Source organism: Clostridium sp. CM036, from assembly GCF_055081135.1.
Window position 1 is genome coordinate 2,209,204 of sequence record NZ_CM143652.1, and the last position, 20,612, is coordinate 2,229,815.

The 20,612-nt window shown below is 32.5% G+C and carries 21 protein-coding genes; 1 reads left to right on the forward strand and 20 read right to left on the reverse strand.

Annotated features, from left to right (window positions below; genetic code table 11):
• Window position 1 precedes the first annotated feature (1 nt).
• From ACWJKE_RS10410 to ACWJKE_RS10475, 14 genes are all read right to left on the reverse strand, one after another.
• On the reverse strand, window positions 2-1,240 hold the full coding sequence (locus ACWJKE_RS10410) for an ATP-binding protein (RefSeq protein WP_216302209.1): 1,239 nt from the start codon (window positions 1,238-1,240) through the stop codon (window positions 2-4).
• 33 nt (window positions 1,241-1,273) lie between these two features.
• Window positions 1,274-2,149 carry a triphosphoribosyl-dephospho-CoA synthase CitG gene (gene citG, locus ACWJKE_RS10415; RefSeq protein ID WP_216302210.1) on the reverse strand — a complete coding sequence of 292 codons (876 nt, stop codon included), beginning with the start codon at window positions 2,147-2,149 and terminating at the stop codon, window positions 1,274-1,276.
• Window positions 2,142-2,651: a citrate lyase holo-[acyl-carrier protein] synthase gene (citX, locus tag ACWJKE_RS10420; protein ID WP_462958771.1), complete on the reverse strand. Its 510-nt coding sequence runs from the start codon at window positions 2,649-2,651 to the stop codon at window positions 2,142-2,144. The genes citG and citX overlap by 8 nt, the downstream gene beginning before the upstream one ends.
• Before the next feature lie 7 nt (window positions 2,652-2,658).
• Window positions 2,659-3,702 carry a [citrate (pro-3S)-lyase] ligase gene (gene citC, locus ACWJKE_RS10425; RefSeq protein ID WP_216302212.1) on the reverse strand — a complete coding sequence of 348 codons (1,044 nt, stop codon included), beginning with the start codon at window positions 3,700-3,702 and terminating at the stop codon, window positions 2,659-2,661.
• A 168-nt stretch (window positions 3,703-3,870) separates the two neighbouring features.
• Window positions 3,871-5,409 (reverse strand): citrate lyase subunit alpha, encoded by a 1,539-nt coding sequence (gene citF / locus ACWJKE_RS10430; protein WP_216302213.1) that lies wholly within the window; start codon window positions 5,407-5,409, stop codon window positions 3,871-3,873.
• A gap of 49 nt (window positions 5,410-5,458) precedes the next feature.
• Window positions 5,459-6,331, reverse strand: coding sequence for an HpcH/HpaI aldolase/citrate lyase family protein (locus ACWJKE_RS10435; RefSeq protein ID WP_220320359.1), 873 nt, complete (start codon window positions 6,329-6,331; stop codon window positions 5,459-5,461).
• Window positions 6,332-6,343: 12 nt separating this feature from the next.
• Window positions 6,344-6,607 carry a citrate lyase acyl carrier protein gene (citD, locus tag ACWJKE_RS10440; RefSeq protein ID WP_165414717.1) on the reverse strand — a complete coding sequence of 88 codons (264 nt, stop codon included), beginning with the start codon at window positions 6,605-6,607 and terminating at the stop codon, window positions 6,344-6,346.
• 32 nt (window positions 6,608-6,639) lie between these two features.
• Window positions 6,640-7,197 (reverse strand): Fe-S-containing hydro-lyase, encoded by a 558-nt coding sequence (locus tag ACWJKE_RS10445; protein ID WP_462958772.1) that lies wholly within the window; start codon window positions 7,195-7,197, stop codon window positions 6,640-6,642.
• A 24-nt stretch (window positions 7,198-7,221) separates the two neighbouring features.
• Window positions 7,222-8,064, reverse strand: a complete 843-nt coding sequence (locus ACWJKE_RS10450) for a fumarate hydratase (protein ID WP_216302217.1) — start codon at window positions 8,062-8,064, stop codon at window positions 7,222-7,224.
• 91 nt (window positions 8,065-8,155) lie between these two features.
• Complete coding sequence (locus ACWJKE_RS10455; protein WP_216302218.1) at window positions 8,156-9,397, reverse strand: methylaspartate ammonia-lyase; 1,242 nt, start codon at window positions 9,395-9,397, stop codon at window positions 8,156-8,158.
• A 56-nt stretch (window positions 9,398-9,453) separates the two neighbouring features.
• Entirely contained in the window at window positions 9,454-10,911 is a 1,458-nt protein-coding gene (locus ACWJKE_RS10460) for a methylaspartate mutase subunit E (RefSeq protein ID WP_216302219.1), read from the reverse strand.
• Between the two features lie 20 nt (window positions 10,912-10,931).
• On the reverse strand, window positions 10,932-12,326 hold the full coding sequence (gene glmL, locus ACWJKE_RS10465) for a methylaspartate mutase accessory protein GlmL (protein ID WP_216302220.1): 1,395 nt from the start codon (window positions 12,324-12,326) through the stop codon (window positions 10,932-10,934).
• A gap of 20 nt (window positions 12,327-12,346) precedes the next feature.
• Window positions 12,347-12,760 (reverse strand): methylaspartate mutase subunit S, encoded by a 414-nt coding sequence (glmS, locus tag ACWJKE_RS10470; RefSeq protein WP_216302221.1) that lies wholly within the window; start codon window positions 12,758-12,760, stop codon window positions 12,347-12,349.
• A 34-nt stretch (window positions 12,761-12,794) separates the two neighbouring features.
• The gene (locus tag ACWJKE_RS10475) at window positions 12,795-13,700 is read right to left on the reverse strand and encodes a GntR family transcriptional regulator (protein ID WP_220320355.1); all 906 of its coding nucleotides are present in this window, start codon (window positions 13,698-13,700) and stop codon (window positions 12,795-12,797) included.
• Window positions 13,701-14,072: 372 nt separating this feature from the next.
• On the opposite strand from ACWJKE_RS10475, the gene ACWJKE_RS10480 reads away from it, so the two are divergent.
• Window positions 14,073-14,516 carry a DUF2383 domain-containing protein gene (locus ACWJKE_RS10480; RefSeq protein WP_216302222.1) on the forward strand — a complete coding sequence of 148 codons (444 nt, stop codon included), beginning with the start codon at window positions 14,073-14,075 and terminating at the stop codon, window positions 14,514-14,516.
• Between the two features lie 151 nt (window positions 14,517-14,667).
• Here the strand turns inward: ACWJKE_RS10480 and ACWJKE_RS10485 are convergent, their stop codons facing one another.
• From ACWJKE_RS10485 to ACWJKE_RS10510, 6 genes are all read right to left on the reverse strand, one after another.
• Window positions 14,668-15,024: a NifB/NifX family molybdenum-iron cluster-binding protein gene (locus ACWJKE_RS10485; protein WP_462958773.1), complete on the reverse strand. Its 357-nt coding sequence runs from the start codon at window positions 15,022-15,024 to the stop codon at window positions 14,668-14,670.
• A gap of 17 nt (window positions 15,025-15,041) precedes the next feature.
• Entirely contained in the window at window positions 15,042-15,869 is an 828-nt protein-coding gene (locus ACWJKE_RS10490; protein ID WP_462958774.1) for an Mrp/NBP35 family ATP-binding protein, read from the reverse strand.
• Between the two features lie 112 nt (window positions 15,870-15,981).
• Window positions 15,982-16,434: a DUF134 domain-containing protein gene (locus tag ACWJKE_RS10495; RefSeq protein ID WP_165414309.1), complete on the reverse strand. Its 453-nt coding sequence runs from the start codon at window positions 16,432-16,434 to the stop codon at window positions 15,982-15,984.
• 254 nt (window positions 16,435-16,688) lie between these two features.
• The gene (locus ACWJKE_RS10500) at window positions 16,689-19,169 is read right to left on the reverse strand and encodes a CoA-disulfide reductase (RefSeq protein ID WP_462958775.1); all 2,481 of its coding nucleotides are present in this window, start codon (window positions 19,167-19,169) and stop codon (window positions 16,689-16,691) included.
• A 96-nt stretch (window positions 19,170-19,265) separates the two neighbouring features.
• A complete protein-coding gene (locus ACWJKE_RS10505) occupies window positions 19,266-19,589 on the reverse strand; it encodes a rhodanese-like domain-containing protein (RefSeq protein ID WP_462958776.1) in 324 nt (107 codons plus the stop codon).
• Window positions 19,590-19,775: 186 nt separating this feature from the next.
• Window positions 19,776-20,603, reverse strand: a complete 828-nt coding sequence (locus ACWJKE_RS10510; RefSeq protein WP_462958777.1) for a metallophosphoesterase — start codon at window positions 20,601-20,603, stop codon at window positions 19,776-19,778.
• Between the last annotated feature and the right edge of the window lie 9 nt (window positions 20,604-20,612).

Consider the following 20,612-nt stretch of genomic DNA (forward strand, 5'->3'; position numbering starts at 1 on the left):
GTTATCCTCCATTCAATGAGTTCTTAGGTATTTTCAATATAAATGTAGTACCCGTCACTCTATCTGATTTTACCTCTATATCTCCTCCTAAGTCTTCAATAATATTTTTCACATGTGAAAGTCCGATACCCGTAGATGCTTTTCCTGTTATATTATCATACTTTGTAGTAAACCCTGGATTAAAAATATAAGGAAGAATCTCTTCATCAATTCCATTCCCTGTATCAGTTACTTCAAAATATATATTACCTTCATCTTCTTTTTCAGATATTTTAATGAACCCTTCATTTTCACAGTCATCTATACTGTTAATTATTAAATTATTAAGAATAATAAATAAATTATAATAAGCCCTAATAGTAAAATCATTTTTAAACTGGAATTCTATTATTATTTCTTTATTGCCTTCTTTTATATATCTGCTTGTATTATCATTAATAATAGTAAAAATACTTGAGAGTGTCATTTCATCTTGATTTTCAAAATTATCTATAAGTGATTCAAATCCTTTTAAAATTCTATAATGATCTTTTTTTATTTCATGTACCTCTCTTGCGATGTCCAACGTTTTTTCTCTTAAATCATCATTATACTTGTAAGTCTCATATAAACAATAGCTTTTTGACATCACCTTTTCAATATCTTTCATAGACTTCTTTAAATAAAACATTTCTGCATGTATATTCGAAATTAATAAATTGAGCTCTGTATATCTCTTCTGATGTTCACTATTTATGATAAATAATTTTTGTTTAATATAAGTGAGGTAAACAAGGTAAGATAAAACCGCCCTAATAAATCCTACCAAAAATATGATTCTTATAATATATAAATTAATGCCATTTCGCATAATAGCTTCAAATATGTTACTTATCGAATCTATTAATGTTAATAATAAAATTGTATTAACTATACGGTCTTTATATTTTCTAACTTTAGTAATATTAATAAAAGCACCATAGATTAAATAATATACTAGCGAAGGAAAATTAGAAGCTATTATATCTATAATTCCATACTGTGATAATACTATTCCAAAAATATTCCTCATTACGAATATTAGTGAGCCAGATAAAAACGCCATTCTCAATTCTGACATATCGTCCATTATAAGTATACTTAAGTTGAAAATAATTACCCCTACTGAAAATTTTAGTTGACTTTCTAATGGGTAAAAATATATTTCTGCGAATAGAGATACAATTAATGATATGACGATATATTTCTTTGTCTTTAGCATATACCCCTCCAAACAGGTAAATATTGTAATCAATTACGAGATTCTGTTAAGACTCAAATATTCCTCTACAGAATTAAAGAATACAGTTACGGCTAGCAAATCTGCTGATCCTCCTGGACTTATGTTGTTTTTTATAAATTCTTTGTCCAATTCTTCTACTGCCGCTTTACCACTTTCTGTAGCCATTCCACCTAAAGAGATTATATGAATTGCCTTTTCCTTTACTTCTTTTAACGTATCCATTGAATGTCTGTGAAGAACATTCGAATCCTCGCAATGTTGCATGATGGATATGAGGGTATGTATTAACCTACTATTTAATTTTTGAGCTTTATTTTCCTTATATACTCCAAGAGAATAATCAAAAACTAGAGGAATGCCTCTCTCTACTTGCCCTCTTATTCCTTCTACATTATATTTTAAAAATAATTTTTCTCCATAGCTTGTGACTTTATCTTTATTCATATAAAATAATTCATCCTGAACAAGCCCTCTAGTCATTTGCTTTATTATATTTTGAATTTCCTCAAAATTTTTCTTATCATACATCACTTTGGTCACGGCTGCACAACTTATACCTAAAAGAAAAATCATACCTTTATGAGTGTTTACACCCTTGGTAGCCTTAAACATCTCTTTTTCGGCTTCTATTCCTATATTTCGAATAGCCTTAAATATTTCTTTGGGAGTTCTCTTTGAATATCCTTCCTGCGCAAACAATACCATATACTTACTTAGAGCCGAGGTGCTTTTAATAAAAGAATAGTGATCCATATCTATATGAGCCCCTTTTGATATAGATGACACTAACCCAGGTGACGGATATGCCGCCACTTCACATAGCATTGCTTCAATTGCGTACCCTGCTATAACAAACGCTTCATGGGATATTAAATATTTATTATTCATAAAATTTCTCCCCATATTCTGCAAATCTACTTTTAATAAATTCTTCAACTTCATCGAAGTTGTGTTTTTTGCTTCTTACACAATTATGAGCTACGTCTTCACAGATATAGCATTTTCTCATATCTAACCCGAAATCCCTTCTACTAATACTTCTACCTTTTTCATCATATACATCTAAGTCTACACATCTTCCTAAAATGTGATTATCTTCTAAATTAAGTGTCATCGATTTAATGTCCCTTGCTTTCTTATTTATGCACATAATCACAATGGGACCTTCTGCAGTTGTAACTATTTTTTTATAATTAATAGAATCAGAAAGCATTTTACAAATTATTTGATCCATAATCACAGTTATTTCTTGTGAATAATGATTATCCTTGTTTATGCCTGGATAGTTAACCCTAACAACCAATATTGGCATTTTGTATCTCTTCACTAGATCTTCTTGATATTCAATTCTTTTTTCTCTTGCTAGCAATATATCTTCTGCTGTATACATATCGTAATTAATGCGGAGAATCGCTGAGCCTTATTTTCCGCATTATCTCCTTTCCTACCAAAGTATTTAAAAATTCCCACGTTGAACTAGGTACTATATGTTCAATATGGCTTATTTTGTCTTCCTTAATTAATTTTCTAACCTTTGAGGCACTGATAATATCTCCCATAAGCGCTTTTCTTTTTACCTCTACAACTTCTACCCCATAGGTGGGTAGTATTTCCTTTAAAGCCTCATTATAAGCGTTTGTAACGATGCAATAAGGCTCTTTCCCTATAAATCTCTTAGTTATATTTAGAGTTTCACAAAAATATTTTCCAAAAATTGATGCATCGAGTGTTGTATATGCCTTTAGTATTACATCTTCTTTTCTTAAAAAATAGGATGGAAAAGTAGCTTCCGAAATAATATATTCTCCCCCTTTAATCACCCGTACATTATGTAAATGGGAAACACCTTCTTTAACCATAGCATATCTATAGATAAATGGGAATGAAGATTTATCTTCTTCAACTATAAATACCAGGACTTCTGTGCTTTGCCTCGCAGCCTCTTCTATTAAATACTTATGTCCTAATGTGAATGGATTACAATTCATAACTATCGCTGACTTCTGAATATCTGCATCTATATCGTATTCCTCTTGCATATCATTTAAATACTTTTTTATATCATATATCCCACTTTCAAGTAGAGCTACATTTTCTATTTTATGCACAAGTTTGTACCCAAGCGACGTAAATATATCTGTGTTTTCTACCTTAGTAAATATAAAACTATGATAAATTCCTTCCTCAAAAAGCTTATCCGATAATGTTCCCATCAATATAGCGGATACCCCTTCTCCTCTTAAATCATCTGAAACTGCAAAACATTTAAATACATTTTTCGACTTAGAGCAAGTGGCTTTAATCTCTTCATTTTTTCTAATAACAATGGTATAATCCACATTATCATCAAGTAGTAGTCCAAATGTTTGCAAAAAATCTTTTACTTTCTTTACCTCATCTTCATCCTTTAGATTAATTCTTTCAGCGTTAAATCCATACATAGAAATCCTCCTTATGAAAGCTTCTGGTCCCCCCGAAGATATATTATCGCTACACTCTATTATATCTTTATTATGCGATAAAATCCAATATATATAGGTTTACCATTGCAACGTTTAATATAAATAAAATAAAGCTGAAAATAATTATTTTCAGCTTTATTTTATGCATTATAGTGGTCTTCTAACCACATCAATTACCGAACCATCTCTATATTCTATAACTGCAACTATTTCCTGCGAAAGTTCAATTGCTTTTGGTTTACCTGTCATTTTTTCAGCTATTGCTTTCATCTCTTCAATCGTCATTATAGGAAGATTAGTTTTCTTTAATTTCTCAATTATGTCCGTCCTCTTTGGATTAACGGCTATTCCTCTTTCTGTTACAATAACATCAATACTTTCTCCTGGAGTTGTTACCGTAGTTACACTATCCTTTATAATTGGAAGTCTTGCCTTCGTTAATTGTGTAACAATTATTGTAAGCTTAGCTCCTGCTGCTGTATCACTATGGCCCCCAGAACCACCCATGATAGCCCCATCTGAACCAGTGGTTACATTAACATTAAAATTTGTGTCTATTTCTGTAGCACCTAATATGACTATGTCTAGGTTATTTACAACTGCACCTTTGTTATCTGGATTTCCATACATGGAAGCAGACATTCTTTGATGTTTATGAGTACTTACATAAGATTGTATTGCTTGCAAATCAAAACACTGCACATCAAATAATGATCTAAATAATCCCTCTTTAAACATATCTACAAGATATCCAGTTATTCCACCTGACGCAAAGCTACCAACTATACCATTCTCTTTCATATACTTTCTTAATTCTGCAGCTACAGCTAAAGAAATCCCACCTGCACCTGTTTGAAATGACATTTCATTTTTAACAAGCCCTGACGCAACCATAACATCACTTGCCATTTTAGCTATTTTAAGCCCCACTGGATCCTTAGTAATTTTTGTAGTACCTGATACTATTCCAGCTGGATCACCAATGGAATCTACCTTTAGAATATAATCTGTATATATTTGACTTATTTCTATAGGGCAAGTAGGGTAAGGTACCAAATTATCTGTTATTGCTACTACCTTATCTGCACACTGCGCATCTGATACTGCATAACCTAGGGCTCCGCAGGCTGATTTTCCATACAATCCATTAATGTTTCCATATGTGTCTGCTGTAGGTGCTGCAATGAAAGCTACGTCTATGTGCAAATCTCCACTTTCTATTGCTCTAGCACGTCCACCATGGGTATGCATTATAACTGGTGTTTTTAATATTCCTCTGGAAATTTCTTGTGCCACAGGACCTGACATATAATTAGTCACTATTTTAGTAATTACACCGTTTTTTATGTGCCCAATTAAAGGCACATTGTTTGGGAACAGAGAGCTTGCTGCTAAGGTAATATTCTTTATTCCTCTTTCTGCAATAGCATCCACCACCAAATTTAATACATGATCTCCATTTCTTAAATGATGATGGAATGAAATTGTCATACCATCTTTTAATGAAACCTTCTCTAAAACTTCTTCTATACTACTTAAAACTTTTTCGTCACTAGGAGTTACAGAGTTTACTTTTACTTCTTTTTTCATTTTAATGCCAACATGTTTAAATGCACCTTCGAAAGGGGTTACTTTTCCATAACCTTCTATATATTCTGGTATTTCTCTACCTAGTATATTTTTCATTACTATCACCTCAATTAACTAATCCACTAAAGTAGCTTAAAAAAAGCTTTTATATAAGGCCTAAAAGCTTTGCTAATTCTACTGTGTTTTTAGCTCTATTTATAACTGGAGCATCTACCATTTTCCCATCTAGGGAAAATACTCCTTTTCCTTCTTTTTCTGCTTCTTCCATAGCCTCTAGGACTCTTTTGGCGTATTTTACTTCTTCTGAAGTTGGAGCGTATACAGAATGAATGGTATCAATCTGTCTTGGATTTATTGCTGCTTTACCTGTGAATCCTAGGCTTTTAGCTTTAAACGTATCTTTTGATAATCCCTCAAAATCGTTAGTATCTGTAAATGGAGTATCAATAGAATCCACCTTCATTGCCCTACATGCAATTGCTACTCGATTCCTTGCATAGAAAACTTCTTCTCCTTCTTTGGTTCTTTTTATACCTAAATCTGAAGTTAAGTCCTCTCCTCCAAGTAAAACAGCTACTATCCTATCACAAGATTTTATTATGTTATAAACATTTTCAACTCCATAGGCTGTTTCCACTATTGGAATTAGCTTTATACTTCCCTTTGCAAAACATTCCTGCGCTTCTATGTTTGTAAGTATTTCATTTATAGCCTTTAGTTCTTCTTCTGTAGCTTTCGGTATCATCAATGTATCTGGTTTAACTCTTGCAATTATATCAATATCCTTTTGTGCAAATTCAGTAGAAAATGGATTTACCCTAACTACCACTTCTACATTACTATAATCTACATTTTTTATTGCTTCGCTTACCAAAATTCTAGCACTGTCTTTTTCTGTTAGACTTACAGCATCCTCTAAATCTAATATAATTGAGTCTGCGCCTAAAATTCCTGCGTCCTGAAGCATCGCTGGAGTATTACCAGGCATAAATAGCATAGTTCTTCTCAACCTTTTCATATACATCACCTCTTATTGAGCTCTTTTTGTAGCTGTTTCTATTCTAGCTTTTATTGTATAGTTTAATGCACCTTTATCTTGAGCATTTACTATAATATTTTCTACTTTTAATTCCTTAAGTGTATCTAGTATTACTCTTTCTATTTCTTCCCCAAACTGTTTCATAACAATACTTTGAAGATTTATTTCAATACCGCCCTTAGGGTTTGGCATAAGCATTACATATATATCGTTAGATTCCATTGTTCCGGCTTTTGCTGGTTTATTAATTTCCATGGTATCACCTCACACTATAACTTAAATCAAATTTATTTTACACTTTCCAAATAAGCATTTTGTCCTTGTTTATATAGATCGTTACCTTCACTATCTATTACTACAACTATAGGTAAATCCTCTACCTCAAGTCTTCTTATAGCTTCAGAACCTAAATCCTCATAGGTTACTATTTCTGCTTTTTTTACACATTTACCTATTAGAGCCGCTGTTCCACCAATGGCTGCAAAATATACAGCACCATTTTTAATCATAGAGTCCACAACCTCTTGTGATCTTAATCCCTTACCTATCATTCCCTTTAATCCTTTTTCTAAAAGCTTTGGTGTGTAAGCATCCATTCTATAGCTTGTAGTTGGCCCTGCTGATCCAAGGGCCCTTCCAGGCTTTGCTGGAGTTGGTCCAACATAATATATGACCGCATCTTTAATATCCATCGGAAGTTCTTCTCCCTTATCTATAAGATCCACGAGTCTTGCATGAGCTGCATCCCTAGCGGTATATACAACACCAGATAATAGCACACTATCTCCTGCCTTTAAAGCTTTAACCTTATCTTCTGTAAGTGGCGTAGTTATTCTTTTCTCCATAACATTTCCCTCCCCTTATCCTTATTATAACTCTTTACTCGCATGTCTTGCCGCATGGCAGTTTATATTTACCGCAACTGGTAGACCCGCTATATGAGTTGGATAAGTTTCAATATTAACAGCTAATGCGGTAGTTCTTCCACCAAAACCTTGAGGTCCTATACCAAGCTTATTTATTTCCTGCGTAAGCTCTTTTTCAAGTTCTGCATAGAAAGGATTTGAGTTTGCCTCTTCAGTAGGTCTAATCGCTGCTCTTTTAGCAAGATTAGCTGCCTTATCAAAAGTGCCACCTAATCCTATACCTACAACTATTGGTGGACATGGGTTAGGACCAGCTTCTTTTACTACTTTTAGAATAAATTCCTTAACCCCTTTAAGACCATCTGAAGGTTTTAGCATTTTAATCTGGCTCATATTTTCTGAGCCAAAGCCCTTTGGAGCTACAGTTATTTTAAACTTATCTCCTGGAACTATATCATAATATATAACTGCTGGAGTGTTATCTTTTGTATTTACTCTGTCTATTGGGTCTTTAACTACTGACTTTCTTAAAAATCCATCTTCATATCCTGCGGCTACGCCTTTATTAATAGATTCGTAAAGGCTGCCTCCTACTATATGAACATCTTGACCAATTTCTATGAACACACAAGTCATCCCTGTATCTTGACACATTGGCATTTTTTCATTTTTAGCTATATCTACATTTATTAAAATCTTATCTAAAACACCTTTAGCTATATCCCAAGTTTCCTCTTCTCTAGCCTTTGTTAATTTGTTTCTCATATCATCAGAAAGATAGTAATTAGCATCTATACATAAATTTCTTACGGTTTTTGTTATTTCAGCTACATTTATTTCTTTCATTGTTATTCTCCTTTTTAATTCAACATCTAATATTGGAAAAGGCAGTTTAAATAAACCGCCTTTTCCAATTACCCCTCATTCATTATTCTTCTTATTTTTTTCTATTAACTAAAGCTACAACTCTATTCATTTCATTGTTAACTATCATGTAACCTTCATCTACACCCATACCTGGTTTTGCTAAGCATTGATCTGCTCCACAAGCAATAGCTATGTTTGTGCAAACTTCTGCAGATCTGTTAGTTTCGTTACATGTTCCACCACAGTATGCTCCACGGCCCTGCTTTTTGCAGTATAGTATTGATTCAATTATGTTGTTAACTCCACCTAAGTCTGGAGTTTTTATTTGAAGCATGTGGCCCGCTTTCTTATCAGCAAATAACACTACGTCTTCATATGTGTTACACCATTCGTCTGCAACTAGTTCCACATTAATTTTTCTATTATCAAGTTCTGCTGTTAATCCAGCTAACGATTCAACTTGTCTTTCTCTATGCTCAACATCCATAGGTCCTTCTATCCTTAACTTGAATGGTTTTGCAGCTTCTTCGAGTGTTGCTATATAATCTGCCATAGCTTTTATATCATTATTAAAAGCTAGTCCTATTGTTCCATATACATCTATGTGGAATATTGGATTATAACTCTCGCTAGTTCTTATTTTTAATACTCTATTTTTTAACCATTCAACATAAGCGAGTAATTTTTCACCCTTAAGCCCTAATTTCTCTTCTACGTTATTTATAAGTGCGTGAGGCATTACGTCTGCACCTTTTATTATCATTTTATCTGCACTTGCATATCTATCATCACCTGATTGTGTGAAAATATCAATTCTCTTGATATCTACTCCAGTTTTGTATTCGTCGCGTACAATCTCTGCCATAGTTACTTTTTTAGCTTTTGCGACAGCATCTAGAATAGCTTGAGTTATTCCGTATCTCATTGCTGTATGAAGCCTTTTACCATTAACTAACATGTGATCAAACTCTTCTGCGAGTGATTTAAAGCTTTCTAATTCTCTACCTATTAATTTTGGTGCTATTTCTTTTTCTATAATTGGTATAAAATCTTTTGCAAGGAATAATGGATCTCTTCCACCGGCTCCTGAATATTGTACTGCTGCACAGTCTCCGTAAGCTACTTGACCATCTTCAAGTATAATCATTACTGATATTGACTCTCCAGCTTGTCTAATTGATGTAAATCCTTCTGTCACTGGCGCACCTACATATGTAAATCCATCATGGTCTGCACCTTTTTTTATAGCTCTTTGGTCGTCAAAATAAAATCCTGTTCTTCCTGTTGAACACACTACATCAATAATTTTCATAATATACACCTGTCCTTCTATAAATTTTTTTTTGTAACTTTGATTCATCTATACATTTATTTATTCTGTGGTCTTCCTATAAGTACACCTTTTCCTACTGCAAATATATCATCTATAGTCATTTGAAAGCTTATATCCCTGTTTTCAAATTTTGCTCTATCTTCAAGTTTTTTCATATTGAAATTTTTCAATTCTTGTGTAAATGGTAGATTCCCAAATTTCAGGTATCTTATCGCTCCATTATTATCTCTTGCAGGCATCATTTTACCAGCATTATATTTACTTGGTGCAAATGGTACATCAATAATTCCCATTTCAAATCCTTTAACTGTCGCTATAGCTAAATCGCCTTTTCCGATTTCATACATCTTATCTAACATACACTTTGTTTCAGCCTTTATTACTTCTATCTCTGTTTGCAACTCTTTAGACATAGGCATCCTTTGGCCTTTTAATAAGTTTAAAGCCATCTTTGTACATCTTATTCCCATAGCATTAGCTTCTTTAGTAGGAATTCCTATAGCCTCATGAGGAGTTTTAACTATTACTTTTGTTGCTCCTGCAAGTGCTGCCGTTGCAGCTCCCGTAGCTATAACTCCAAAAGCTTTCGCTTCATCTTCAGGGAAGCCTCCCATCCATTGATGTAATACCGTGGTTAAATATATATCTTTATATCCATTAGCTTTTAAGTATTCGTCGCATTGCTCTTCTAATGCTCTTATAGCTGCAACATCCTGTATTAAATTTCCGCACTGACCATATCCAACTGTAATGTTTTTAACTCCTTGCTCTGCAGCAAGTAAAGCTTCAATTATTGCAATTGCATTTGACGTACTAGGTGGCACTAAAGTTCCTGTTAATGGTCCAAAAGGCTCTCTATTAAATGAGACTCCTTGTTCTTCATAAAACCCAACAAGTCTATCACAATATTGCCAATCTAAAACTGATTTTGCTAAAGTTACATTTTTAGCATATGGAATATTGTAAGAAATACCGCCTCCTTCATTTGAAGTCCAACCTGAAGCATGAGTGATTTCAGCTAATAATCTTCCATCTGGAGTTCCGTGTCTTGCTTGCAATGGAGAATTTACAGCTTCAAAAACTTTTCTACCACCTTTAACTCCATGATTAACTCCTGGGAATCCGTTTAGTAAAGATCTTCCCGCCTTTAAACTTTCTTGTATTCCAATTTCACATTCATCATATCTATTCAGTCTTGTATAACTATCTATTGTAGTTGGTAGTAAATCTGCTCCGCCTTGTTCCTCTAAGTGTTTTAATAATTCGATATGCTTATCAATTAACGCAACACCTGCTCTTGGTTGCGCGAGTGTTACTCCTTCTTCTTTAGCTTTTATTAATTTTTTTGCAAAGTCTTTATGCTCTGGGATTCTCTTGTTATATTCTACAGCTTCTTTTAAATCTACCTCTTTACCTGTTGGCCATTGACTTACTACTTCTTTTCTAACCTCAAAGAACTCTTCATCCGTCCATTTTTTATTTCTTAATTCCACTGAAATTACCTCCTAATTAATTATACTTTTACTAAATACTTTTTCATGATTCTAACAGCTTTGTCTGGGTAATCTTGAGACAATAATCCCATTGCAGATAATATATAAGTTTTATCAATCAAATACATTGCATCCCGCGGCTTTAAATACGTTGGATTCTCTGCACTAAAGGCTCCCGCTTTTAAAATTTCTTGTGGATTATCACTATGTATTAATGCTCCACCTGTACCTATCATATACTTTACTTCCATAAGATCTTTTCCTGTTTGAGTGTACATAGCTCCCATAGGAGTGTTTGTGTGTTCCACAGTACCTACATGTCTTTCCATAGATATATCTGTGGCTACTTTCGCCATAGCCTCATCAAATTCTATTTCTTCCTTAGTTGTAGGAACCATTTTTATATGCTCTATTCTATATTTACAATTTGCTTCAATATCAATTTTTCTTTCTGTGTCCCCTAAGTACTTTCTGATTTTTCTGCTACCGGCCGCTTCCCTCAAAGAAACTGCAGAGTATCTCATACCAAGGTCACCTTCAACAGTTCTTTTTGCAAAAGGTTCTTCTAGGCCTCTTATTGAAACGCCAGACTTTGTAGGTTCTCCCTCTGCTATAGAATGTACATCCGTTGTTGCTCCACCAATGTCGATAATTATTAAATCTCCTAGACCTTTTTCTTCATCACTGCCTTCACTAAGTATCGTAGCTGCCTTTAAAACGGCCGCTGGTGTTGGCATTAAAATGCCCTTCACTAAATCTTCTGCATTACTTAGCCCTTTAGCGTCAATAATTTTTTCCATAAAGACTTTTCTAATTTCTTCTCTAGCCGGCTCTACATTTAGTTTACTCAAAGTTGGCATTACATTTTTAGTAATGCTAAAATACATTTTAGCGTCAGTGAGTATTTGTCTTATTTCATCACTTGCTACTTTATTCCCAGCTACTACTATTGGTAATTTAACTCCATTGTCAGCTAACATTTTTGCATTGTGTATAATGCATTCCTTATTGCCACCATTAGTTCCACCTGCAAGAAGTATTATATCTAAGTCTGAATTTTTAATTTCTTCAATTTCAGTCAATGTTAATTCATAGCTATATACTTTTAATACTCTAGCTCCAGCTCCAAGTGCTGCTCTTTTAGCAGCTTCTGCAGTTAGATCTGGCACTAGTCCAATGGCTATCATCTTAAGGCCTCCCGCGGCTGAGGAGCATGCTAATTTATTAATAAGATTAACATTTTTGTCTTTTAATATTGGCTCTATTTTTGCATAGGCTTTTTCATAACCGATCATTATATTGTCTTCAATTGTCGTTATGTCCTTAGCCGTAGCAATTATTTCTTCTTTTGCTATATCTACAACAGTTAATTTCGTATATGTACTTCCAAAATCTACAAGCAAATATGCATCCACTTATATCACTCCTATTGATTTTATAATATTTTCAAATCTTCTTTTAAATCATGTATTGTTGTTTCGAGTGTTGTTCCTGGTGGATATATTCTATCAAATCCCATTGCACTAAATCTACTGTGCACATCTTCCCAATTTTGTTTTCCTACAACTATATTTCCGCCTACAGTAAGTAATATACCCTTTAATCCTGCTTCATCACATTGTTCCCTCATGCCTCTGCAATCGATTTCTCCTTGTCCATAAAGAGAAGATACTATTATGGCATCTGCATTAGTTTCAACAGCTGCATTTATAAAATCTTCTTGTGGTGAAAGCACTCCTATGTTTATAACATTAAAACCTGCTTCCGTTAAAGCATAATCTAAAATCTTATTACCAACCGCGTGACAATCTGAACCTATTACTCCTAAAATTAAAGTCTTTTTTTCCATTTTTTAAAAGCCTCCTAAATAATTTTTTAACACATTATTTTTTGAACTTTATTTCAATAATCTTTGACTTAAGCGCTTTTACTGAACCCTCATCTAGACTATATAGAAATTCAATTATTTCCTTATTGTTGGGATTTTTACTTTTAACATCTTTATATCTGCCTGGTGATACTATCATCACATCTGATTCTCGGATTATATCTTTAAGTTCATTGTCATCAGTAGTATTTGAGAATTTTATATTGGCATCAGCTAATCCTGCCTTTTCTAAAGCTCCTTTTATTTTAAAAATAAATTCTTCAGAGATACATACAAATCCAAATTTTGTATTCTCACCATATCTAGCTATTTTAACTATTGGTTCTAAATTTGGAGTAATTGCAACACCTAAAATCTCCTTATTAAGCCCCTCAGTTAAATTTGTAACTTCATTAATGTGATTAAATGTGGTTATTATAAACTCAGCACTTTCAATCTTATCTTTAGTTAGCTTGTCCATCTTTCGTAAATCATTTACCATTAAGAACATTACATCCATATTACTATTTTTACTAAGTTGCTTACTAAACATCTTAGCTTGTTCTATGTTGCACTCTATATATATTGCTATTACTTTATCCATTATTTGTTTTTTTTCATTTACCCTTTGATTTACTAAATCTAGAAATTCTTCTGGTTTCATTCCAATTTCTAAAGCTTCCTCTAATCCTAAATCAATGAATTTCATTATTTTATTTTCAATATCGAGATTTTCCCAAGATATAGATTCTTCAACTACGAAAGTTCCCTTTCCTTGATAGGATTTTAACGCCCCATCTTGTTCCAAGTCGTTATATGCAGTGCTTACAGTGTTTCTACTTACTTTTAATCTCGCAGACAATTCTCTTTCTGTAGGCATTTTTCTTCCAACCTTAAGAGTTCCTTTTTTTATTTCATCCATAATTTGTTTTTTAACTTGAATATAAAGTGGTATTCCATTTTTTTTGTTTATTTCGATATTAATAAAAATTCCTCCTAAATCATATTGGATTAATGGACTAATCCATTACAAGATTTATTATACTATATGGACCAATCCACTTCAATCGCTGTTTTACGAGCATTTAGTTGCGTTTTCCGTATTTTAGAGCAATTAGACACAATTATCTAACTTGTTCTTAGATTTAATACTATTTCCATGTAAACGTAACACTATTCGTCTGTAAACGTAATAAAATACTATATCTAACTTTTTATATAATATATTCTTATTTCTATTTTTTTTAATAAGCATGATCTATTTGGGCAAAATAAATGTTAAGGAGTTGATAATATGAATAGTGAAAACATTAAAAATTTGAATTCTATTCTGGAAGGCGAATACATGGCTGTTAACAGTTTTGATGACCTAATTGAGCATGCTAATGATGCTAATACCAAAAGTGAACTACAAAAAATACAACAAATTCATAAGCAACATACCACCCAAATTTCTACTAAAATACACGATCTTGGTGGTAATCCATCAAATGGTATAGGAATCCAAGGTGTCGTAGCAGAAACTATATCAAATATAAAACATATTGGCACTACTGATACTGCTAGTTATCTTAAAGAAGCAGTCCAAGGAGAATACATGGGAATAAAATTTGTTAATGAATTACTTGCTGGTAGTGATGCTCCTAACAACTTTGAACTATTAAACACTATCATAACCGAATATCAAAATAATATTAATTCAATAAATAATCTTATTAATACTTCAAACGATGTATAGTAATATTCCAAAAAAATAAAATTGGCCTAATATACACTTAGTCCAATATTTCATATTAATAATATAATAGCAGAATTTAATTAGACTTTTTAAAATGACTTCTGCATTTTTTAGTAAATAACAATAGGAGCACAATTGTGCTCCTTTTTCTTTATTGGTGATGATGTTCACCGTGATGATTACATACTACATTTTTATCTTCTAACGTTCCATTAATATATTCCTCAATAACCTTTTTATATTCTCCAGATGCTCCTTTTATCACTTCAAGGCCATTCTGCTGTAGACCGCTAATTGCTCCCCCACCAATTCCTCCAGTAATAACTACTGTAGCTCCGTGCTTTGTAAGTAGGTCTGCCAAGCCTTGATGCTGATGTGCAAGCTCTACTGCAGATATTTCTTCAATGTTTACTATCTTGTTGTCCTCTACTGTCGCAATTACGAAACTTTTGCTCATTCCAAAATGTTGATTTACCATACTGCCATTACTAGGTATTGCTATTTTCATATCGTTCACCTCCATTTCTATTTTTTTATATTATTAATAATTTTATTAATAATATTTTCAGTTATTTCTGATAATTCAGGATTTAGGTTGTATTCTCCCTTGTTAGAAATATTAACAATTTCTCTACACATCGGAATTTCGCCAAGCAAATCTAGGTCATTTTTATTTAAGAATTCATCTATGTTATCTGATTCAAAGATTTTTATTTTCTCACTGCATCCTGGACAAATAATATAACTCATATTTTCTATTAATCCTAATATATTTATATTAAGTTTACGGGCCATATTGATTGCTTTCCCAACAATCATAGACACTAAATCCTGTGGCGTTGAAATCATTACTATACCTGTAATTGGTATTGATTGCATTACCGTCAAAGCAACATCTCCTGTGCCAGGAGGCATATCTATAATTAAATAATCAAGCTCTCCCCATATAACGTCAGTCCAAAACTGCTTAACAACCCCAGAAATTGCGGGCCCCCTCCAAATAACTGGATCCTCTTCATTCTCCACAAGAAAGTTCATTGAAATAACATCAATACCCTCAACTGTTCTAACTGGTATAATACCTGCTTCACTCATTACAGGTTTAACATCTTTAATACCTAACAACCTTGGTATACTCGGGCCTGTAATATCCGAATCCATAAGACCGACCTTATAACCTTTTTTATTAAGTTCATGCGCAATAAGAGCAGATATTGTTGATTTACCCACGCCGCCTTTACCACTCATGACGCCGATAATGTTTTTAACTTTGTTTAATGGATTGTTTTCTATGCTACATGTATCTTTATTATCACACTCACCATTTGATGGGCAACTTTTACAATCAGCCATGCATTATCACCTCGCTTTTTATTTGTCATATGCCATTTATATTATAATACTATTATTTATTGTTGTCAAATGCCAATAAACATAGATTTGTTTTAAGTAAAAACTTATAAAACTATTTATCATCTGTTGTCTGTTTATTACATTGTCCATGACAAAAACTGCTTCTTTTATTACAAGTAACTTGCTGCGAAGCACATGATGGACAAATTTTTCTATCTTCTTCATACTTTATTTCATAGGTATAACCGCAGGATGCACATTTGAATTGACATATATTCCTCGTATAGTTTCCACCACTTATATTTATTGCTTTTCCCTCTATTAAAGCTATAGCAATCTTTTTTCGTGCGCTATCAATTATATTTTGAAAAGTTTGTCTTGAAACTAGCATTCTCTTTGCACATTCTTCCTGATTTAGTTCTTCAACATCTTTAAGCCTCATGGCTTCAAACTCTTCAACCTTTATAATTATTTCTTCAATTTCACATTTCCTTCTACCTGCAGGTACAAAGTATGTATATTGCGGTAAATTTTCCACCCTTCTATCCTTAACTGGTCTTGCCATTAATATTCTCCTTATTTCATATACTTTTTTAAGTTCTTAAATATTCTTAATTGGTGGCATATGCTAATAAATTTTACATCCTTTTGCCATTAATGTCAAACAACAATATTTAATATATATTTTTTTTCTTAACATGTTGAAGATACAATTAAAATACGAATATTTATAGGTTGAAATTACAATTAGTATAATTAAAAAAAGTATGATCATAAAAATAAAATGTATCTTATATGATAGACACTTTTTATATATTATTAAATAAATAGATTTACATTTGAATCTTCAGTTTGGCCTAGGTAATAACCAACTCCACCAATTTTCACTCCATCAATAAGTTCTTCCTTTGTAATTCCCATAACATCCATGGACATTGAGCAGGCTACCACTTCCACTCCACTATCAATCGCTGATTTTATTAAGTCCTCAAGAGAACTTATATTTTTATTCTTCATTACTGATCGAATCATTTTAGCTCCAATTCCCATCATGTTCATTTGTGAAAGTTTAAGTTTCTTACTTCCTCTTGGCATCATAACTCCAAACATTGAATCTATTAAACCTTTTTTTACAGATACTTTTTCAGGTTTCCGTATGATGTTAAGACCCCAGAAGGTAAATAAAATGGTAACTTTACTCCCCATTGCAACTGCTCCATTTGCGATAATAAATGCCGCAATAGCTTTGTCTAAATCACCACTAAAAACTACCATTGTTTTATTATTTTTTTCCACTGTATCTGAGGAACATGATTTATTTATTTTTGTAAGATTATTATTGTTTTTTTTTATAAATGCGTAAACCATACCTTTTTCTTTTCTTAAATCTATTAATTCATTATTTGTTTTATTACACCAAGATTTAATGTCCTCATAAAATCCAGGGTCAGTTGCTGTTACTTTTAATATTTGATCTTCATTTAAATCGTCAATGCTAGCTTTAACTTGAATTAACGGTCCAGGACAACATAGTCCACAAGCATCGAGAGTTTTATCATAATTATCAACGCTTATAGCCACTTCATCCTTTATAACTTGAGTATCTGGATCTAAACTCTGATTTTTGGGTATATCCCTAATTTTAGCTTTATTTGGTTTAAAATTTAAACTTGAAGCTGATTTATATCCCCCAGTTAAGTTCTTAACCTTAAATTGTTTTTGAGCTAAAATTCTTGCAGCTACGTACCCTCTTAATCCTACCTGACAATACTCAATAATTTCTTTATTTGTGTCAAGTTCACCAATTCTTTCTCTTAAACTATCTACAGGAATATTTATAGAGCCTTCAATATGTCCATTATTAAATTCCATTTCAGTACGAACATCTAATACCGTAACATTTTCTTTATCGTAGTCTATAAACTGATCTGTGGTTAATACATCCACTCTTCCTGCTAACACATTTTCAGCGACAAACCCGGCCATATTTACTGGATCCTTAGCAGATGAGAAAGGTGGTGCATATGAAAGTTCTAACTCAGTTAAATCAGTTACTGTTCCACCAAGTCTAATAACTGTAGCAAGTACATCTATTCTCTTGTCCACTCCATCATAACCTACACCTTGAGCTCCGAGTATTTTACCTTCATCATTAAAAATAAGTTTTAATGTCATTGAAAGAGCTGCTGGATAATAGGAAGCATGACTCGCAGGGTGTACAAATATAACTTTATAAGGGATATTAAGTCTTGTTAAAGTTCTTTCATTATTACCTGTGCTTGCAGCTGTTAAACCAAATACCTTTATAATTGAAGTACCCTGAGTCCCCTTATATGTAGTTTTTAAACCAGCTATATTATCGGCTGCTATTCTACCTTGCTTATTTGCAGGACCAGCTAGTGGTATTGCAGTATTTGTTTTGTTTATAAAATCTACAACTGCAATAGCATCACCTACTGCAAATACTCCCTCTGCACTAGTTTCCATTTTATTATTTACTAATATATGACCCTTAGCGCCTACTTTAATACCAGCTTCTTTCGCAAATCCAGTATCAGGAAATACGCCTATTGCCAATATAATCATATCAGCGCTTAATTTTGCACCACTATTTAAAGTTATTTCAACACCATCTTCAGTATCTTTAAAGGCTTTAACTCCATCATTCAAAATTATTTCTACACCGTTATCTGAAATTTCTTTTTCGACGGTTACAACAATATCCGTGTCAAAAGGAGCCATTATATGAGGTGCTGCTTCTACTAGAGTAACCTTAAGACCTCTTTCTTTTAAGTTTTCAGCCATTTCCACACCAACATATCCTCCACCAATAACTACCGCACTATTAATACCTTTTTTATCCACATATGTTTTAATGTTATCAGTGTCTGGTATATTTCTTAAAGTAAATATTCTTTTATTGTTTATACCTTCTATATTAGGTTTAATTGCTTTTGCTCCTGGTGATAACACTAAATAATCATAACTTTCTTCATAAGTGCCTTTAGCCTTACTATTAACTGTTACAACCTTTTTGCCCGTGTTAATGGAAGTTACCTCACTGTTATTTCTTACATCTATGTTAAATCTAGCTTTCATACTCTCAGGTGTTTGTACTAAAAGCTTATCTCTTTCTTTTATTACCTCACCAATATAATAAGGTAGCCCACAATTTGCAAAAGAAATGTATTCATCTCTCTCAAACATAATTATTTCTGCATTTTCATCTAGTCGTCGTAACCTTGCGGCGGCTGAAGCTCCACCAGCTACGCCACCTACGATTAATATTTTTTTTATCACAAATATCCCCCTCTTATTCTTTTAATTGGCTTACTAACTTTATTATTATTTCATCTTTAATTTTATACTTAACATCATGTGGATATTATCCGAGCATCATCTAGTTAGACCGTATCTCCAAGAAGATATTCCACGACCTAGATGGTAAATATTTTTAAAATCATTGTTTTCCAAAATATCCACTGCTCTCGGGCTTCTTCCACCAGATGCACAATAAACTAGTACCGGCCTATCTTTATACTTATCAAATTCAGCAAGTTTCATAGGAAGAATCTGAACTGGAACAAGTTTTGCTCCTTGAATGTGACCATTATCATATTCCTCTTTAGTTCTAACATCTAAAATAATAAGTTCTTTATCACCACTTATAAGCTTATATGCCTCTTCTGCACTGACATTTTCAACCTTTGAATTAAACATAGTTTAAGCCTCCCTAGAAAATTTATATTTATATATTATTATATCTTAATATTACGTTATAATAATACAATAACATATATAAAATAAAAAGCAATAGAAATTTCAAATTTCACTAAGTATTTATTTTTAACCACTTAATAAAATAAGATACACGAAAGTTGTTCGTGTACCAAACTATTTTAAAAATTAAATTTTCAAGTTAAAAAGAGAAATTTGTGGCATATTAAACAATCTAAATGGCACCTTTGTATTTCCCAGTCCACTATTAACATATATTTTTGCTCCTCTAGTGTTGTCTAATTTATAAAGGCCCTTGGTATATTTTTCTGATAATACATTTTTCTTTAGTGGACCATAAAAAGGAATGTATACTTGTCCACCATGGCTATGTCCACTAAGAACTAAATCAACTGGATAATCACTATATTTGTCTACTAAATCTGGTTCATGTAACAATAATAAATTTACAGACTTATTGTTAATTCCGTTCATTGTTTTATCTACACTATGATTTCCCATTAACCCATCATCTGCTCCAAAAATTTTTATATGCTTATCCTTAAACACAATGCTTGCCCCATCATTTTTCAAAACATTAAATCCACCTTTATTCATTATCTCCTCATAGTATCTAACAGCCCCTCCACCATAGTCGTGATTACCATATATAGCATATTTACCTGTTTTACATTTTATTTGTTTAAGAACCTCTGCTATATTGTCAATCTCATTATATGTTGAAGCATTATCTATTAGATCACCTGTAAATACCACTATATCGGCATCTAATCCATTAATTTTTTGGACAACCTTCTCTAGCTGATTTAAGTTATAAAACTCTCCAAGATGTATATCCGTAATTTGCACTACCTTTAGCTTTTCATCCCCATTTTTATTAATTGTAACATTTTGCCTTTTTACAATTAATAAATTTCTCTCTATACAAGTTGTGTATACTCCTAACAAGCTTACAAATAATATTATCCAAATAGTAATTTTTCTTCTCACTTTCATTTTTTATCA

Bases quoted from the DNA above. Each gene is read 5' to 3' on its own strand.
- ACWJKE_RS10410 (WP_216302209.1), bottom strand. From the start codon at position 1,240: ATGCTAAAGACAAAGAAATATATCGTCATATCATTAATTGTATCTCTA.
- citG (WP_216302210.1), bottom strand. From the start codon at position 2,149: ATGAATAATAAATATTTAATATCCCATGAAGCGTTTGTTATAGCAGGG.
- citX (WP_462958771.1), bottom strand. From the start codon at position 2,651: ATGTATACAGCAGAAGATATATTGCTAGCAAGAGAAAAAAGAATTGAA.
- citC (WP_216302212.1), bottom strand. From the start codon at position 3,702: ATGTATGGATTTAACGCTGAAAGAATTAATCTAAAGGATGAAGATGAG.
- citF (WP_216302213.1), bottom strand. From the start codon at position 5,409: ATGAAAAATATACTAGGTAGAGAAATACCAGAATATATAGAAGGTTAT.
- ACWJKE_RS10435 (WP_220320359.1), bottom strand. From the start codon at position 6,331: ATGAAAAGGTTGAGAAGAACTATGCTATTTATGCCTGGTAATACTCCA.
- citD (WP_165414717.1), bottom strand. From the start codon at position 6,607: ATGGAAATTAATAAACCAGCAAAAGCCGGAACAATGGAATCTAACGAT.
- ACWJKE_RS10445 (WP_462958772.1), bottom strand. From the start codon at position 7,197: ATGGAGAAAAGAATAACTACGCCACTTACAGAAGATAAGGTTAAAGCT.
- ACWJKE_RS10450 (WP_216302217.1), bottom strand. From the start codon at position 8,064: ATGAAAGAAATAAATGTAGCTGAAATAACAAAAACCGTAAGAAATTTA.
- ACWJKE_RS10455 (WP_216302218.1), bottom strand. From the start codon at position 9,397: ATGAAAATTATTGATGTAGTGTGTTCAACAGGAAGAACAGGATTTTAT.
- glmS (WP_216302221.1), bottom strand. From the start codon at position 12,760: ATGGAAAAAAAGACTTTAATTTTAGGAGTAATAGGTTCAGATTGTCAC.
- ACWJKE_RS10475 (WP_220320355.1), bottom strand. From the start codon at position 13,700: ATGGATGAAATAAAAAAAGGAACTCTTAAGGTTGGAAGAAAAATGCCT.
- ACWJKE_RS10480 (WP_216302222.1), top strand. From the start codon at position 14,073: ATGAATAGTGAAAACATTAAAAATTTGAATTCTATTCTGGAAGGCGAA.
- ACWJKE_RS10485 (WP_462958773.1), bottom strand. From the start codon at position 15,024: ATGAAAATAGCAATACCTAGTAATGGCAGTATGGTAAATCAACATTTT.
- ACWJKE_RS10490 (WP_462958774.1), bottom strand. From the start codon at position 15,869: ATGGCTGATTGTAAAAGTTGCCCATCAAATGGTGAGTGTGATAATAAA.
- ACWJKE_RS10495 (WP_165414309.1), bottom strand. From the start codon at position 16,434: ATGGCAAGACCAGTTAAGGATAGAAGGGTGGAAAATTTACCGCAATAT.
- ACWJKE_RS10505 (WP_462958776.1), bottom strand. From the start codon at position 19,589: ATGTTTAATTCAAAGGTTGAAAATGTCAGTGCAGAAGAGGCATATAAG.
- ACWJKE_RS10510 (WP_462958777.1), bottom strand. From the start codon at position 20,603: ATGAAAGTGAGAAGAAAAATTACTATTTGGATAATATTATTTGTAAGC.